We start from the raw sequence: 16,476 nt of genomic DNA, 5'->3' as shown, positions 1-16,476 counted from the left end.
AGTACCCGCGCGTGTGATGTACGACCATGCGCGTTGAAGACGGCGCTGTTCGACGGATCGTTTTCGATCGTCCCGATGTCAAAAACGCAATGACAGGGGCGGTTGCGACTGAGTTAGCTGATGCGCTCGCTGACCTCGACCCGGAGACACACGATGCCGTCGTCCTCACTGGGGACGGCGATGCGTTCAGTGCCGGCGGGGATATCGAGGCGATGAGCGAGCGTGAGGAGTCGACGACTGAAGCCTACGAGCGAGTCCGGACAACACTGGGCCGCGTGGCAAGCAATATCCTCTCAGCACCGGTGCCTGTCGTCGCGAAGGTCAACGGCGATGCAGTCGGTGCCGGACTGTCGCTGGTGGCAGTGGCTGATTTCGCATACGCCGCCGAGTCCGCACGGTTCGGTGCGTCGTTCATCAGCGTCGGTCTCGTACCGGACATGGGTGCGACTGCCATCCTCCCCCGGCTAATCGGGCTCAGGAAAACCAAAGAGCTCGCGTTCACCGGGAAGCTGATCGACGCCGAGGCCGCCGCCGAGATGGACCTGATCAACGAGGCGGTCGAACCGGCCGAACTCGATGCGCGGACAGCCGACCTGCTGGAAACGCTTCGGGCACAACCGACGGCGAACCTCGGGCTGGCGAAGGAAGCGATTCACGACAACATCGGCCAGCCGTTACAAACCGGGCTGCGCCGAGAAGCACGCATCCAGTCACTGGCGTACGATACGCCAGCACATACACATGGTGTCGAGGCGTTTCTGGACGGACGCGCCCCGGATTTCGACTAGCGGTCGAAAAAGTCTTGGGCGTTTTCGAACAGAATCTTCCGCTGGACATCCGTATCAAAGTCGGTGTCGCGAGCGAACGATTCGAGCCACGTTTCGGGGTCAATCATCGGATAATCGGTGCCGAACATCACCTTGTCTTTGAGGACTGTGCCGGCGTAATGGAGTACTTGGTCGTCGATATACTTCGGCACCCAGCCCGAGAGGTCCATGTACACGTTGCCCTTCTGCTGACAGATCGCTAACTGCTCTTTCTCCCACGGGAACGCGGGATGAGCGATGAGGATGTCAAGGTCCGGATGTGCAGCGGCCACGTCGTCGATAAGCATCGGGTTGCCGTACTTGACTTTCAGGCCACGGCCGCCGGCACTACAGGCCCCCAGTGTTGAGTTCCCGCCGTGGAAGACGACGGGAACGCCGAGGTCTTCGATGGTACTCCACAGCTGGTCGTGGCGTTCGTCCGAGGGGTCAAAGCCCTGTGCGATCTGCTGGAACTTAAATCCGGAGAGGTCCAGATCCTCAACACACCGAATCGCCTCCTGCACGCAGTCGTCTTTCAGTGGATCGACGCTCCCGAACCCGACGAAGAAGTCGGGATACTCGTCCCGGACCTCGGCGACGTAGTCGTTCGGGACGGGGGGATTCCCGGTGTTCGTCTCCGCGTCCCAGCCAAGCAGGACAGCGCCGCCGACACCCGCTTCGTGGTACTCCGCAAGCATCTCTTCGTAGTCCCACGTCTCCAAGTCAGTGCCAAAGCGGTCGGCGGCATCTTGCATCATTTCGCCGCCGGCGTCGTGGAGGAACTCACTGGTCGGCTGGTGTGCGTGCGTATCGAACAGTTGCCTGTCGGCTACGCCGGGGAGATCAGTTGTCACAGAGGGAGCTTTTACCCAGTCTCATAAAAATCCATGCCTGTTTGTACTGTGCAGAATACCCATCGGAGTGAACGCGTAATCGTGACGCCGATAGCTGATTCGAGAAGCGCCGCTGTTGACTGCGACAGACGGAGGACGTGCCAGTGGAACGGTCACCCCCGGCATAGCCGGGCGTCTATCCCTTACCATCTTACCGCTGGGGGGAGAAGGCACAGCTATGGTTCGTCGCAGTGTGCTGTTTGCACCGGGAGACAATGCAGAGTTGATGCGAAAAGCGGCTGGTGGCGACGCCGATGTCGTCGTCTTCGATCTGGAGGATGCGGTTGCACCGGCCGATAAAGAACAGGCGCGTGAATCTGTGCGGTCAGTACTCTCGGCTGTCAGTTCAGACAGCCACATCTGCGTTCGCATCAATCCCGTGGGCGTCTGTGCCACAGCTGACCTTGCAGCGATACTGACGGACGCCAGCCCTGACAGCGTGATGCTCCCCAAGGCTGGCTCCGCCGAGGACATCACAGCATTGAGCCGGCTTCTCGGAGAAAACGATACAGACCTCCCTGTGCTTGCGCTGGTGGAATCTGCTGCTGGCGTCCTCAACGCTGCGGAGATCGCGGCTGCTGCCCCCACCGATGCACTCCTGTTCGGGGCCGAAGACCTTGCGGCCGACGTGGGTGCGACCCGCACCAGCGACGGACGTGAGGTGCTCTATGCGCGCCAGCGGGTCGTCGTTGCGGCTAGCGCCGCGGGGATCGATGCAATCGATACGATCTATCCCGATTACGGCGATCTGGATGGCCTCCGTGACGCAACTGAGTTCGCTGCCCAGCTCGGGTACGACGGGAAGATGGCGATCCATCCGGATCAGGTCGCGGTCATCAACGACGCGTTCACTCCCAGTGACGATGAGATCGCGTGGGCCGAACGTGTCGTCACGGCCGACGACGAGACAGATGCTGGCGTTTTCGAGGTCGACGGAGAGATGATCGATGCACCGCTTATCGCGCAGGCAGAGCGCATCCTCAAGCGCGCTCGCGAAGCCGGACAGCGATAGTTCGCCGCGAACGCCGCCCGATATCTGTATTTCGGACCGATCCAAGAACGTTTGCGTGCTCTTAGCGCGGTTTGCGAGCGGCTTGACAACTTTCCGCCATCAGTCCGGTCGTATGTAGCCAACGACAACAACTATCTGGGACTCGACTGTGCTATCGTGTATGAAAGACGTCGTTCGCCAGAACTTCGATGCCAGCGTCGACGCCTACACCACATACGAGCGACGGACCAATCGCTTCACTGCGCTCGCGCGACTGCTCGCAGCCGAGATGGGCGCTCGGACGGACGGTGAGTTCGGGACTGTCCTCGATGCGGGCGCAGGAACAGGTGTGAGTACACGCGTATTCGCCGAGACAGCAGCGAACGCCATTGCTCTTGACATCAGCCGGGAGATGCTGCGTGAAATCGGGTCTGCTACCCGACTCCAAGCCGATTTCGACCACGTGCCGCTCAGGGACCAGTCAGTCGACGGCGTCGCGTTTACCGCCTCGCTCTTTCTGGTCCCTGACCCAGTAACTGCGGTACGGGAGGCCGCCAGAGTCCTCCGCTCAGACGGCGTGGTCGGCGCTGTCGCACCGCTTGGCTGGGTCTGTCCTGACGGCACGGACGTCTTCAAACAGTTCGAACGCGACTCACGCTCCCCGACCAAGACAGCGGCTATCCGAGACGCCCTCGCGGGCGAGTTCGCGACCACAACAGGGACGTGGCGGTTTTCGACGACTGCCGAAAACATCCGACTGTTCCACGCGATTCCGGCGATGGCCGCACGGCTCTATCCGAAGCTGGACACCGAAAAACGAGTGCTACAGGCCCGCGACCTCCTCAGTGCTCTCGACGGCACGTTCGAGCAACGATGGCGCTGGGTTATCGGTGTGCCCGAATAGGTAACTGGGATTCGCGGTTCGTTATCGAGCGGTCCCAGCGTCACTCGGCGTTGTCGCGTCGCAGCGACAGCACGGTGCGGTCGAACTCACAGACGAGGGTGTCGTCTGTCTCTGTGAGTTTGAACACTTCGACGTGCATCGTGACGATCCCGCGTTCACCGTCACTAGTCTCGCGTTTGTCGGTCACGGTCGACTGCACACGGATCGTGTCGCCGTGAAACACCGGATTCGGGTGCTCGACGCTGTCGTAGGAGAGATTCGCGACAATGGTTCCGTCGGTTGTCTCTGGGATGGTCAGCCCGACAGCTAAACTCATCGTGTAGAGTCCGTTGACCAGTCGCTCGCCGAACTCCGTCTCGGCTGCGAACTCGGCGTCGAGATGAAGCGGCTGCTGGTTCATCGTCATATCGCAGAACTGCTGATTGTCGCGCTCGCTGATCGTGCGGCGCTTCTCGTGTTCGATGGTCTCGCCGACCTCGAACTCTTCGTAGTAGCGTCCTGTCATAGCTCAGAGGATGGTGCCGTGTTTCTTGTCCGGGAGGTCTTTCTCGACGGTCTCGTAGAACGCAAACCGGTTCGTCAGTTCCGTTCTGAGGTCGCTGGGCGGAACGATGTCATCAACGACGACTTCGCTTGCCATTCGATGAATGTCGATATCCTCGCGGTAGGCTTCGCGGAGTTCCTGCTCCTTTTGCTGTCGTTCATCCTCGTCGTCGATCTCGGAGAGCTTGCGGGCGTAGACGGCGTTGATAGCCGCTTCCGGCCCCATGATCGCGATTTCGCCGCTCGGCAGGCCGATTGTCGACTCGGGGTCGTAGGCAGGGCCGGACATCGCGTAGATACCCGCACCGTATGCTTTCCGCACCACGACAGATTGTTTGGGTACTGTCGCCGAGGACGTGGCGTAGATCATCTTCTTGCCCTGTTCGAGGATGCCTTCTTTCTCAACCCCCGAGCCAGCCATGAATCCCGGCGTATCACAGAGGTACAATAGCGGGATGTTGTAGGCGTCGCAGGTCCAGATGAACTGAGCGGCTTTCTCCGCCGCGTCCGGGAAGATAGCCCCCGCGCGCTGGGCTGGCTGGTTTGCGATGACCCCGATTGGCCGGCCGTCGATCCGGGCAAACGACGTGATGATCTCTTTGCCGTACTCCGGTCGGAGTTCGAGCGTCGACCCGGCGTCGACGACCCGCTCAATCACGTCGAACATGTCGTAGCCTTTGTTCGGCTTGTCCGGGACAACGGCGTCGATGCCCTCCGGCGACCGCTTCGGGGCCGTCCCGCTGGTCTGGGGCGGGTCTTCGTCGGCGTTGTCGGGCAGATAGCTGATGAGTTGGGCGACGAGTTCCCGGGCGTGTTCCTCGTCGTCGGCGATGAGATCTGCACTGCCGGAGTGCTGTGCGTGGACGTCAGGGCCACCGAGGTCTTCGAGGCTGATTTCTTCGCCGGTGACCATTTCGACCATCCGGGGGCTGGCGATAGCCATTGCGCTCATATCCCGAACCATGACTGTGAAGTCCGCGAAGACAGGCGTGTACGCTGCGCCGGCGATACACGGCCCATAGAGGACACAGATTTGTGGGACTCGTCCGGAAAGCATCGAGTGGTTGTAGTAGTACTTCCCGATACCCTCGCGATTGGCGAAAAAGCCGGTCTGTTGGTCGATACGGCCTCCCGAGGAGTCCATCAGGTACAGCACCGGCCGCCCGGTTTTCAGCGCCCGCTGTTGCATCCGAAGGAACTTCTCGACACCTTTGGCGGCCATGCTGCCGCGTTTGACCGTGTAGTCGTTGGCCATGAAATGCAGGTCACGGCCCTCGAACTCCGCGGCCCCTGTGATGAGTCCGTCAGCGGGGAGCTGGTCGTCGGCGTCGAACTCCGCAAACTTCCCGTCCTCGAACAGGAACTCATCACCGAACCACAGATCAATGCGGTCCCGGACGAACAGCTTGCCCTCCTCTGGCAACTGTTCTTTATATTTTTCCGGCCCGCCTTCCAGAATCTTTTCAATCTCCTTGCGCAGCGTTTCCTCCCGTTCGGTCGGGCCGAGGTCGTCGTCGACCGGTTCCGTGGATTCGGCCCGTCCGTTGCCGTCGTACGTGGCACTGCCGACCGCTTCGCCGCTGTCAACGACGAGAGTGACGTCGTCCTCGAAATGCGCCGCGAGTGCTTCGGCAATGGCCTGTGCTTCCGATTCGGTCGCGTCGTCTGATATTCTGACTTGCATACTCACTCCTCTAATACAACCAGCGTGTCGCCCATGTCTACAGAATCGCCCTCTGCGACCGGAACGGACGCGACGGTTCCGCCCGTGGACGCCACCACGTCGTTTTCCATTTTCATCGCCTCCAGCACGCAGACGACATCGCCAGCAGCGATATCGTCACCGGCTGTGACTTCGGTCGAGAGAATGGTTCCCTGCATCTCAGCCGTAATCGCACCCGCCGTGGCCACGTCCGCTGTGCCGCCACCGGATGCGCCGCCGGCAGTACCACCGCCGGAGCCGCCACTGGCGTTTCCACCGCGCGATGCACGGGGGAGGCCATCTGTGACGACGACATCGAAGCGTCTCCCGTCGACCTCAACAGCGATTTCATCCGTCGATGCCGACAAGGAGTCGCTCCCGACCTCCTCGGTCCCCCACCGCGAAACGGCTGTGTCAAGCGCCTCGTCGTCGAGTTCTTGGTCGAGGTATTTCGTTGTGTGCGTCCCGGCGATGAAGGTGTCGTCGTCGAGCATCAACCGATGGAACGGAATCGTCGTATGGACACCCTCGACCGTGAAATGGCCGAGGGCACGCCTCGACCGAGCGAGGCAGTGGTCCCGGTCCTCGCCAGCGACGATCAGTTTCGCGATCATCGAATCGTAGTCTCCACCGATATCATCGCCCTGTGTGACCGCGTGGTCGAGACGAACACCGATACTGCTTGGCGGCGCGTACGTCGTCAGCGGTCCCGGCGTCGGCGCGAAGTCCTCGGCAGGGTTCTCCGCGTTGATCCGGTACTCGACGGCGTGGCCGTCTATCGACACGTCGTCCTGTGTGAAGTCCAGTTGCTCGCCCGCGGCAACCCGGAGCTGCCAGCGAACGATATCGATGCCCGTCACAGCCTCGGTGACGGTGTGTTCGACCTGAATTCGGGTGTTCACCTCCATGAAGTAGAACTCCCCGTCTTCAACGAGGAACTCCACTGTCCCGGCGTTCGTATAGCCGGCTTCACTGACTCCGCGTCTGGCGGCTTCGCCGATTTCCGCACGCAGGTCGGCATCAAGTGCCGGGCTCGGGGCTTCTTCGATGACCTTCTGGTGGCGGCGCTGCAGCGAGCAGTCACGTTCTCCAAGGTGACGGACGTTACCGTGTTCGTCTGCAAGTACCTGCACTTCGACGTGTTTCGGAGCTTCGAGGTACTTTTCGACGTACACCGAGTCATTGCCGAAGTACGCTTCGCCCTCGCGCTTCGCGCTCTTGAGCGCCTCCGCAACCTCAGCCTCGCTCCGGACGATCTTCATGCCGCGACCGCCTCCGCCACCCTCTGCCTTTATCGCGATAGGATAGCCGTACTCTGCACCCAGTTCGCGTACCTCGTCAGGCTCACTGACGAGGTCCGTCGTGCCGGGGACGACTGGGACACCGGCCTCCTGCATCACTGTCCGGGCCTTTGTCTTTTCCCCTAGCGTCTCCATCGCGTCGCTTGGCGGGCCGACCCACGTGACCCCATCGGTGGCCTCGACGCGGGTAGCGAACGCGGCGTTCTCCGCGAGGAAGCCGTACCCGGGATGGATTGCATCGGCCCCGGATCGCTCAGCGACATCGAGGATCGCTGTCTGGTCGAGGTACGACTCACTTGCGGGTGCTGGACCGATGTTGTATGCGTCGTCGGCGTACTCGACGTGGCCAGCGTTGCGGTCGGCGTCGCTGTAGACGGCGACCGTCTCGATACCCAGCTCTTCACACGCAGCCATCACACGGACCGCGATTTCGCCGCGGTTTGCGACAAGGACTTTCTCGAACATTAGTAGGATCTGGGGAAACCGAGATGCTGCCCGATGTGGTTGTATGCCATCTGCTGGGAGACCGGGGCCAGCCGCGTCAGGTTGATTTCACGCCACCACCGCTCGACATCGTACTCCTTCGCATAGCCCCAGCCGCCGAATGCTTGCATCGATTGCTTGACCGCTTCGATGCCAGCACTGACGGCCGTCGCCTTCGCGACGTTTGTCTCGTACCCACACTCCTCGCCCTGATCGTAGAGCCAAGACGCCTTCTCACGCATGAGCGCCGCCGTTTCCATGCGGGCGTACGCCTTGGTGATCGGGAACGAAACCGCCTGATGACTCCCAACGGGCGCGCCGAACACCTCTCGGTCGCTAGCATACTCGATAGCAGTGTCGGCGGCTAGTTTGCCGATGCCGGTTCCGGCAGCCGCAAAGCCGATGCGTTCCGGGTTCAGCATATCGACAAGGGTCCACCAGCCGTCGTCTTCCTCGCCAAGCAAGTTTTCCTCGGGGACCCGGACGTCCTCGATGAAGACCTCACAGGACTTCGAGTAGTTGATCCCGTGTTTGGGAATCGGCGACACGTCGATGCCGGGATCGTCCATATCGACGATAAACAGGCTTATGCCGTCAGTCCCGCGCTCGACCTCGTCGCGTGGGGTCGTGCGCGTGACGAGAATCATGTTGTCAGCCCGGTCCGCGAAGGTGATCCATGCCTTGTTCCCGTTCAGGACGTACTCGTCGCCGTCTTTCTCGGCGCGAGTCGCGACGTTTAGCGTGTTTGTCCCGGCCTCGGGCTCTGTGATGCCGATAGAGAAGTTCCGTTTGCCGTTGGCGATGTCCGGCAGGTAGGTCTGCTTTTGCTCTTCTGTCCCGTCCTCCCTGATACCGACGGCGGCCATACCGGCAGTGAGCACCAGATACCAAGTGCCCGCCATGCCACAGCCTTCGGCACAGAGCGTCTCCATGACCAGCCCCATCTCCTGAATGCCCATACCGGCCCCCTCGTACTCCGGCGGGACCAGCAATCCGTGGAAGCCGGCTTCGGCCAGTTCGTCCCAGAATTCCTGTCCGAACTCGCCTGCCTCTTCTTTTTCGCGCCAGTACTCCGGGCCGAACTCGGCCGCCACGTCCGCTGCGGTCGACCGAATCATCGAACGTTCCTCAGTGGATTCGAAATTCATTGGTGTTGTGTCTCTGTTATCGCTCGTGGTGCTTGATACCTTGTGTCAGGTCTCGACTTCGGCTTCTGCTTCGGCGTCGTCGTGGAGTTCTGTCCGTCGAATTTTCCCGGTCACAGTCTTGGGGAGTTCCTCACGGAATTCGATTTCGCGCGGGTACTCGTGGGCTGAGAGTTCGTTTTTCACGTAGTTCTGGATGTCCTCTTTGAGGGGGTCGGACGGCTCAGCGTCTTCGCTTGGCACGACGTAGGCCTTGACGATGTTCCCCCGCTCTTGATGTGGTTTGGGAACGACCGCCGCCTCGGCGACCGCGTCGTGTTCGCCCAGCGAACTCTCGACTTCGAACGGCCCGATGCGGTAGCCAGAGGAGAGGATCACGTCGTCTGCCCGCCCCTCGAACCAGAAGTAGCCGTCTTCGTCTTTGTGTGCAAGGTCTCCTGAGAGATACCATGTCCCGTCTTGCCCCTCGACGAACGCCCGCTGGGTCTTTTCTGGTTTGTTCCAGAACTCGGCGAAGAAACACGGGTAGTCGCCACGCTGAGCGATTTCGCCCGTCTCACCGGGTTCCAGAACGTCACCTGTTTGCGGGTCGACGATATCGGCCTCGATTCCGGGGAGTGGTTTCCCCATCGACCCGGGACGGAGCTCCATTGTCGGGTAGTTGTTGATGATCATGTTGCCAGTCTCAGTCTGGCCGTACGTGTCGAGAATCGTGACACCGAGTTTGTCCTCGCCCCACTCAACAACGCCGGCACTGAGCGGTTCGCCGATAGAAAGCGCATGACGCAAATCGAGGTCGACATCGTCAAGCACCTCGTCGTTTTCACGGAGCATCCGGTACGCTGTCGGGACCGAGAACAGGACGCTGATCGGGTATTCATCAAGTAGGTCGGCCCACTCGTCGGTATCGAACTCGCCCTCGTAGGTGAACAGCGACGCACCCCAGAACCAAGCGCCGAGCGTGTTGATGGCACCCGTCAGCCAGCCGAGGTCACCGGTCGACCAGTACAGGTCGCCGTCTTGCAGGTCAACGGCGTACTTCTGTGTTGCCGCGACACCGGCGATCCAGCGCTGTTTGTGGAGGACGCCTTTGGCCAGCCCGGTCGTCCCCGAGGTGTAGTACAGCAGCGCATCGTCCTCTCCGCTGGTCTCAGCGACATCGTACGCCGTGGTCGCGCCGTCGAGCGCGGTACTGAAAACCACGTCGTCAGCGGGCGCGCCACCGCCACGGTCAACAGTAATCACGTGTTCGACCGCAGGCGCGTCGTCCAGTGCAGCTTCGACTGTGTCGCGATTGTCAGTGGTGGTGACGACTACCTTCGCGTCGCAGTCGTCGAGACGGTACGAGATTCCATCGGGGCCGAACCGCTCGTTAACGCTTCCCCAGACAGCACCGTGTTTGAGTGTTCCGACCAGTGCCACGTAGTGCTCGGGGATTCGGGGCATATACGAAAAGACCCGGTCGCCCTGTGCAACCCCGAGATCGTCAAGGACATTGGCGAACTGGCTTGAGCGGTCAGCAAGCTCCCAGAACGTCATCTTCGACAGCTCTCCGTCGGTCCCGACCTGATAGAGCGCGACCTGTCCCCGGTCAGTCGCGTGTCTGTCAGCAACTTCGTGCCCGATGTTCAGGTCGTTCGGTGCGTCCCAGTCCGCGTCCGCGTAAATATCGTCCCAAGAGAATTCGTTCCGCGCTGTGTCGTAGTCCGGGAGGTTGTGGCTGGTCACCATACACCGCTCGGAATACCGGATTCCGGTATAACTGTACCGGTTATTTTCTTCGGTATATATATCGCACTAATAATTGGTTGTTTTCCTTTGTAGGTATTATTTCGGGACCGTGCTGCGAAAACAGTCCTGATTACGACATAGTCGAAGATATATACATGCGAGAGACACATTCAGCGGAATGGTTCGTAGGCAGTCGTCTCTTCGGTAGCGGAGTCAAGCAGTGTCGGGCTCATCCCACAGGACACGAGCCACGTCGCGGACGCCGCTCGGGAAGGAGTTCTCGAACGTGACTCGCGGCGCGATATACGTTTCCTTCCAGCGTGGGTCCCATGCCGAGTTCACGTACAGGCGCGAGCCGGTTTCGTTGTCCCGTCGGTAGTGAGGCCGTGTCGCTGCCGGTGCATCTGGCTCGCTGAACACCCAGTCGCGAGCGGGGTGCGATTTCAGCCAGAGGTCGGCCAGAACGCGGCCGAAGTCCTGTGGCGGAACGTCTTCGTCGACGATAACGACCGTGTCGAACAGCGACGAGAATGAAAAGAGGATATTCGCGAGTTGCCACTCGAAGCCGCCGTAAAGCACGTCACTGGCCACGAAACAGATCCCGAGTTCCGCCTCTGCCGGCAGCATCAGCCATTCGACCGGCGAGATGCCCCAGTAGTTGTTGAGCCGGTGGTACAGGGATGCGGCCGTCGCTAACCCCGTGAGCCGGAGATCATCTGCGAGCGGGCGACCGACTGGTGAGAGAGGGATAACCGGGGTTTCAGTTGTGCGGACGCGCTCGACCGACAGCGAGAGCGGGCCGCTCTCGACAACGTACTCCCAGCCCTCTCGGCGGTCGGAGCGAAAGTCGGGCTGGCGGTCCACAACCGTCGTCTCCATGACGACTTCCGTCGCGCTCGGGACGAGTCCGCCGTTGGTCGGAACGAGCGGGACGGTTCCGGTCACCCCACAGGACTGGATCGGCGTGGCAGTTTGGTCAGTGACAGCAAGCAGGTATGCCGTCGTGATCGCCGCCGGCGGCACGCCGAGTGCTATCGTTATTGTGGTCCCCTCAGCGACAAGCGACGACAGCGCGTCTGGAACACGCACCCTGAGCTTGTCGCCGCCTACGACCGAACCGTGGACCGGCCCCCAGTGTGTGCCGTCAGCGGTCGAAACCGATGCAACACCAAGCGTCACCGCGGGCCACGTGTCCGTTTCGCTCTGTGGGAACTGCAGGTCCTGTACGTCGATGTCTGTCGCCGAGGCTGCTTGCCCAGTGTATGTCGGCTCCGCAGTCCCGCCGGTCGGGCCGAGGGTGCTGATTGTCTCTAGCAGGTCGACAAGCGTGGCTTCCGGGTCAAGTCCGAGGCCGAGCGACAGCCGCGACCACGGCCGGGCCTCACGCTGCTGCGTCTGGTCCGGTCCGCTGAACACGCCGCTAACGAGGTCGATACCTGTGGGACGCTGGAACCGAAGTGCCGGTCCACTCGCGCGCAGCGCCTCCGCCGCCAGCACGTCAACCGGGACCTCGAATGGGCCGTCGAGTCGGACGAGGTCATCGTCGCCGGCCAGTCCACGGACGTACTGCGTGAACGGGATCACTGTGATTGCCCCTCCCGCTCGTCAAGCCGGTCGAACCGTGCAGCGTCTAGTCCCGCATCGACTAGCCGCTCCTGCGCTTTCTTCCGGGTTTCTGTGGTCGCCGTCATGTCGGGTGCGTCGCCGTCAGTCGTTGCGTCAATGTAGGCTTTGGCCGTCTTTGCCTTCGAAGTACCCACATCCGCGCTGCCCTTCTCGTCCGGCGTCTGGTAGATGTTGAGCGGAACTTTCGGCATCCGCTCGACGCCGAATTGATGGAAGTCGTCGTCCGGGTCGGCCTCAAGCGCGATCGCTGTCAGGACTGCCCGCGGGTCGAGCGGGTCGACAGCAGCGTCGACAAACACGAAAAAGTCGATGTGGAGCATCCCCCACGTCGTGAAGATAAAGTTCGCCAGTTCGTGGAGATAGCCCGGATACGGTCGATCCGTCGCGATGACCCAGACGGTGCGGGAGGTGAATCGCCACGGGACCGCCATCGAAACGTCGAATCCGGCGGCCCGGAGGCCGACAGTCGCGTCGGGACCGGCTGCGACGAGCCGGAGCGTACTGGTCGAGTTTTGCCCGTATCCGACACCGCTCCCCTCGACGCAAAACGGTATCCGCGGTTCGTGGCGGTGGGTAATCGCATCGACTTCGAACACCGGCATCGAACGTCGCGGGCCGTTCATGTAGCCGAAGTAGTCGCCGAACGGTCCCTCATCGAGGCGGTCGTCGGGTCGAACGTGCCCTTCGAGAACTAGCTCGGCCGTCGCCGGGACGTACAGATCACTGGTTTCACACTGGACAAGGTCCACAGGCGCGTTTTTCAGGCCGCCCGCGAAGGCCGCTTCGCTCCGACCTGTCGGAATCCACATGTCTGCAGTGCACTCGGCGGTGGGTTCCGCACCGATGACGACCGCGACTGGCATCGGTTCGCCCCGGGGCTCGTAGTCGTAGTAGTAGCGGTTCGGAACCTGCTCACCGGCTAGTAACAACAGACTGGCCTGAGAGCTGTCGTGGATCATCATTCGATGACTCGACCAAGTTCCCCACTCCGTGTCGGGGTCCGGAGCGACGATGGTGTGATGGTTCGAGTACCGCCCCCCGTCGCCTTCGTGAATATATGGCCACGGGAACGACAAGAGGTCGACCTCGCTTCCCGTCCGCACTGTCTCTTTACAGGGGGCCTTGTGACTCGCAACAGTTCGGGGCGCTTGCGGCGCGTTGAGGCGCTCGATCACTCGGTCGTAGTACGTACGACCTGATAGGCCACTCGGGAGTCCCAGCGCTTGCGCGAAGTGATCCCAAGGGCGAGTCTGGGGGCCGCGATACGGGTCGCCAACCAGTTTTGCCGCCATCTCTGTCCCTGCAATAGACTCGAACACCGGAATCGGGCCGTCGCGGATATTGGCGAGCATCGTCGCTGCACTTGCTTCAAGATCCCACGACACCGGCTGGTCAAACGACCGGAGCCAGCCGGTCGTGTCGAGCAAATCGAGGTACGCACGGAGCGAATTAACGGACATCTGTCACTCTCGTTTTTCGAGTACGCGCCTGAGTGGGTCGTCATCGAGGTCGTGGCGGACCTCCGCGTAGGTGTCAAGTAGAGCCGGGCGTTCTGTGGCGAGGTGGTCGAACGCGATCTCGCGAAGCGCATCGGACGTTGACTCGTACTCGCCAGTCTCGACGAGATACTGCAAGAGAACCTTCAGATCGTCGGACCGAGTATTGAGGATATTCGACGCCGTCTCCTGTTCGGCCGCCAGATGTGCCACGAGCTCTTGATCGATACCGGTCGCAGCAGTCTCATCGAGCAATTCGACGTATCTGGTCTCGCTGACGCTCTCGTGTGGCCCGGCGACGATTGTTAGCGGTTCCGGGTCAGTGAGTGCATCAGGGTCCCGGGAAATCCGAACGCGTGCCTCGAAAATGCGTTTCGTCTGGGCATCTGTGATCTGCAGTGTGGTTTCTGTCTGTGCTTCCTCGGGGAGATGGTCTGCTGACGTGATGTAGTGGCTCGACATTACCTGCCCTCAGTTGTTTTGCTGATGCTCTTAGCAACCTCTTGTTCCACTGGCATATATGTACCGTCGTCGGGACATCCTTGCACCGATTCGTGCGTCTCGGTCACAGTTTGATACCCTCATCAGACTTGAGCGTGAGCAGACGAATTCGGGCGGAACGTTCGCTGGTGGCCGGGCTTTTCGGCTGTTTGCCATCGACGACGCAACCGTCTGGACGTGCTAACAGCGGAACCAGTGGGGTGGCTAACAGCGGAACCGGTGGGGTCACGGACTTTTTTTCAGGAGTTCTGACAGGCCCGTTTTGATTGAGCTGATGGATTGCTCTAGCTCGAATTCCTTGTACTTCCCACCGCCTTTCCCCCGGTTGTACTCCGTTGAGGACACGATTCCAAGCTGTGTGAGTTCACCGAGATAGTCACGGACCGACCGCTCTGAAACCGGGTCCAGACCCTCATCACGCGCTAGTTCCTGATACGCGCCCAGAATATCCCGTGTCCGAGCTGGGGTGTCATTGTCTTCGGCGAGCCCAGTGAGTGCATAGAGAACGAGTTGCCCGTGATCAGAGTAGTTACGAATGCCCTCGACGACCTGATCAGTTTGAAGTCGTTGCCGGGCTTCGCGTACGTGGTGTTCAGTGACGAGTTCATCGTCATACTCTCGCGCAAGGTCACCAGCTTCAAGCAGGAGATCCAGAGCCTGACGGGCGTCCCCGGAGTCTTTCGCACCGTACGCAGCACACATTTCTATGACACCGTCATCGAGAACATCGTCCTGAAACGCGACGGCCTCACGCTGTTTCAGCACGAGCTGTAGCTCATTGGCGTTGTAGGCCGAAAACGACACTTCCTTTTCACAGAGGCTCGACCGGACTTTCGAGGACAGTTGGTTGCGGAAATCGAGGTCGTTCGAGATACCGATGACACCCAGCTTCGCCTCGGAGATATCACCGTTCGATCTGGCGCGGGGAAGTTTGTACAGCAGCGAATCGTCTTCGATGTGATCGACCTCGTCAAGAACAATAAGTACCGTTCCGCCCAGATCATCGAGTGCGTCGAAAAGGAATTGGTACACTGAAGCCTGTGGATATCCGGTGTTGGAGATTTGATTCGCCGGGTCACGAAGTGTGTTGACGATTGCGACCGCGGCCTGATAGCTCGAATTGAGACCATCACAGTTGACTTCGACCGTACTGAGGTCCAGCCCGTCAACATCTGCTGCATCACGTTCCAAAGCGGAGAGCAGGTACCGGGTGGCAGCAGTCTTTCCGACGCCGCTTTTCCCGTACAGAAAGATGTTTGACGGGGTTTCGTCGTTGATGACTGGCTGAAGAGCAGCGTGATACTTCTGGAGCTCCTCGTCACGCCCGACAAGCTCCTCAGGGGTCCACTCTTCGAGTAGTGCCTCGCGTTGTTCGAATATTGTGGAGGTCGGCGAAAACGTAATGTCGCTCATTTGTATGTAGTTGCAACACGAACTGTCTTAACCTTTGGTTCCGCTGCTTCCGCTGTTCGACTAAGTATATAAATGCCCAACCCCGGTACTTCCGCTGTTAGGTGAGTGGTGGAACACCTTGTTGACTACTCCCCCACCCCACTACTTCCGCTGTTAGCACGGTCGCCAAGAAGTGCCTTCTTCGAGGACCGGAACCCGATAACGCTGAGTGGTTGAACAGCGGAATTTCAGCGGTGAACCGACCACACCCACCCCACCACTTCCGCTGTTAGGCGAGAAAACGAGAATAGGCTAAGAGAGCGTGCCGTTTCTCCCGTCTGCGTAGGTCGAGTATCTCGGATTGTAACTGCGAGGGTGTTCACTGCCACTGTTAGAGCGAGTTTATCCCATAGAGCGGTCATGACTCTGGTATCTCCTGCTCCCAGTATCTCTGCCGTGAATTGTCGAAACAGAGTACACCATATGGGATGGGGGATACGCATACCCCCACCCCACTGGTTCCGCTGTTAGGACTGAGAGTCGGTGGGGATGCATTCGGACTGCAATCCGAACTACGGGCAGAATATTTCTAGAGCTAGTGAATAAGTTCAAGTGTGTCGGCAAAAAACCAGAACCGTAGCACGTTACCACAGTATAGCAAAGCACCCCCTCACATGGGGGTGGTGCCGTCTATTTATCTCCTAACAGCGGAACCAGTGGGGTGGGGGTGTGAAGCCAGTCCTGTTACAGCTTCTGAGACTGACATCTACTCCTTCCCTGCCACAGAATCGACTCAGACAATCACAACCATCCGTTCTCGAAATACACCTGATCGAAATACACCTGATGCTCTATTCCAAGCAATCACGGGGTGCGTGTATGCCCACTCATATCCACACAGTGCAGATAGTCCTCGGCGTTCCTCGCCAGTCCGCTTGCAGGCGACGACTGCACCGACGCTC

General features: G+C 60.2%; 13 protein-coding genes. 3 read left to right on the top strand and 10 right to left on the bottom strand.

Going from position 1 to position 16,476, the window contains the following annotated elements; all coding sequences use genetic code 11:
- The first annotated feature begins 26 nt into the window (after positions 1–26).
- Positions 27–788, top strand: coding sequence for an enoyl-CoA hydratase/isomerase family protein (locus tag Har1129_RS19555; RefSeq protein WP_151102481.1), 762 nt, complete (start codon positions 27–29; stop codon positions 786–788).
- Here the strand turns inward: Har1129_RS19555 and Har1129_RS19550 are convergent.
- Positions 785–1,660 carry an amidohydrolase family protein gene (locus tag Har1129_RS19550; protein WP_151102480.1) on the bottom strand — a complete coding sequence of 292 codons (876 nt, stop codon included), beginning with the start codon at positions 1,658–1,660 and terminating at the stop codon, positions 785–787. The genes Har1129_RS19555 and Har1129_RS19550 overlap by 4 nt on opposite strands.
- Positions 1,661–1,877: 217 nt before the next feature.
- Here Har1129_RS19550 and Har1129_RS19545 point away from each other — a divergent pair, with 217 nt between their 5' ends.
- Positions 1,878–2,711 (top strand): CoA ester lyase, encoded by an 834-nt coding sequence (locus tag Har1129_RS19545; RefSeq protein ID WP_151102479.1) that lies wholly within the window; start codon positions 1,878–1,880, stop codon positions 2,709–2,711.
- A 160-nt stretch (positions 2,712–2,871) separates the two neighbouring features.
- Complete coding sequence (locus Har1129_RS19540) at positions 2,872–3,594, top strand: class I SAM-dependent methyltransferase (RefSeq protein ID WP_151102478.1); 723 nt, start codon at positions 2,872–2,874, stop codon at positions 3,592–3,594.
- Positions 3,595–3,634: 40 nt separating this feature from the next.
- On the opposite strand, the gene Har1129_RS19535 is transcribed toward Har1129_RS19540, so the two are convergent.
- From Har1129_RS19535 to Har1129_RS19495, 9 genes are all read right to left on the bottom strand, one after another.
- Positions 3,635–4,099, bottom strand: a complete 465-nt coding sequence (locus Har1129_RS19535) for a MaoC family dehydratase (RefSeq protein ID WP_151102477.1) — start codon at positions 4,097–4,099, stop codon at positions 3,635–3,637.
- Between the two features lie 3 nt (positions 4,100–4,102).
- Positions 4,103–5,821 carry an acyl-CoA carboxylase subunit beta gene (locus tag Har1129_RS19530; protein WP_151102476.1) on the bottom strand — a complete coding sequence of 573 codons (1,719 nt, stop codon included), beginning with the start codon at positions 5,819–5,821 and terminating at the stop codon, positions 4,103–4,105.
- Positions 5,822–5,823: 2 nt separating this feature from the next.
- Entirely contained in the window at positions 5,824–7,605 is a 1,782-nt protein-coding gene (locus Har1129_RS19525; RefSeq protein WP_151102475.1) for an acetyl-CoA carboxylase biotin carboxylase subunit, read from the bottom strand.
- Positions 7,605–8,771, bottom strand: a complete 1,167-nt coding sequence (locus Har1129_RS19520) for an acyl-CoA dehydrogenase family protein (RefSeq protein ID WP_151102474.1) — start codon at positions 8,769–8,771, stop codon at positions 7,605–7,607. Before Har1129_RS19520 ends, Har1129_RS19525 begins: the two co-directional genes overlap by 1 nt.
- Positions 8,772–8,816: 45 nt before the next feature.
- Entirely contained in the window at positions 8,817–10,499 is a 1,683-nt protein-coding gene (locus Har1129_RS19515; RefSeq protein WP_151102473.1) for an acyl-CoA synthetase, read from the bottom strand.
- Between the two features lie 213 nt (positions 10,500–10,712).
- Complete coding sequence (locus Har1129_RS19510; protein ID WP_151102472.1) at positions 10,713–12,083, bottom strand: UbiD family decarboxylase domain-containing protein; 1,371 nt, start codon at positions 12,081–12,083, stop codon at positions 10,713–10,715.
- On the bottom strand, positions 12,080–13,585 hold the full coding sequence (locus tag Har1129_RS19505; protein WP_151102471.1) for a UbiD family decarboxylase: 1,506 nt from the start codon (positions 13,583–13,585) through the stop codon (positions 12,080–12,082). The genes Har1129_RS19510 and Har1129_RS19505 overlap by 4 nt, the downstream gene beginning before the upstream one ends.
- A 3-nt stretch (positions 13,586–13,588) precedes the next feature.
- Positions 13,589–14,083 carry a ubiD operon protein gene (locus tag Har1129_RS19500; protein WP_151102470.1) on the bottom strand — a complete coding sequence of 165 codons (495 nt, stop codon included), beginning with the start codon at positions 14,081–14,083 and terminating at the stop codon, positions 13,589–13,591.
- Positions 14,084–14,347: 264 nt separating this feature from the next.
- Complete coding sequence (locus Har1129_RS19495) at positions 14,348–15,535, bottom strand: orc1/cdc6 family replication initiation protein (RefSeq protein WP_151102469.1); 1,188 nt, start codon at positions 15,533–15,535, stop codon at positions 14,348–14,350.
- Between the last annotated feature and the right edge of the window lie 941 nt (positions 15,536–16,476).

This window comes from Haloarcula sp. CBA1129 (assembly GCF_008729015.1).
Lineage (GTDB): Archaea > Halobacteriota > Halobacteria > Halobacteriales > Haloarculaceae > Haloarcula.
The sequence above is the reverse complement of the archived record's forward strand: the minus strand, read 5'-3'. Positions and strand labels throughout refer to the sequence as shown.

Coding starts and splice junctions, on each gene's coding strand:
- Har1129_RS19530 (WP_151102476.1), bottom strand. CDS start 5,821: ATGCAAGTCAGAATATCAGACGACGCGACCGAATCGGAAGCACAGGCC.
- Har1129_RS19535 (WP_151102477.1), bottom strand. CDS start 4,099: ATGACAGGACGCTACTACGAAGAGTTCGAGGTCGGCGAGACCATCGAA.
- Har1129_RS19515 (WP_151102473.1), bottom strand. CDS start 10,499: ATGGTGACCAGCCACAACCTCCCGGACTACGACACAGCGCGGAACGAA.
- Har1129_RS19525 (WP_151102475.1), bottom strand. CDS start 7,605: ATGTTCGAGAAAGTCCTTGTCGCAAACCGCGGCGAAATCGCGGTCCGT.
- Har1129_RS19520 (WP_151102474.1), bottom strand. CDS start 8,771: ATGAATTTCGAATCCACTGAGGAACGTTCGATGATTCGGTCGACCGCA.
- Har1129_RS19505 (WP_151102471.1), bottom strand. CDS start 13,585: ATGTCCGTTAATTCGCTCCGTGCGTACCTCGATTTGCTCGACACGACC.
- Har1129_RS19495 (WP_151102469.1), bottom strand. CDS start 15,535: ATGAGCGACATTACGTTTTCGCCGACCTCCACAATATTCGAACAACGC.
- Har1129_RS19540 (WP_151102478.1), top strand. CDS start 2,872: ATGAAAGACGTCGTTCGCCAGAACTTCGATGCCAGCGTCGACGCCTAC.
- Har1129_RS19545 (WP_151102479.1), top strand. CDS start 1,878: ATGGTTCGTCGCAGTGTGCTGTTTGCACCGGGAGACAATGCAGAGTTG.
- Har1129_RS19500 (WP_151102470.1), bottom strand. CDS start 14,083: ATGTCGAGCCACTACATCACGTCAGCAGACCATCTCCCCGAGGAAGCA.
- Har1129_RS19555 (WP_151102481.1), top strand. CDS start 27: ATGCGCGTTGAAGACGGCGCTGTTCGACGGATCGTTTTCGATCGTCCC.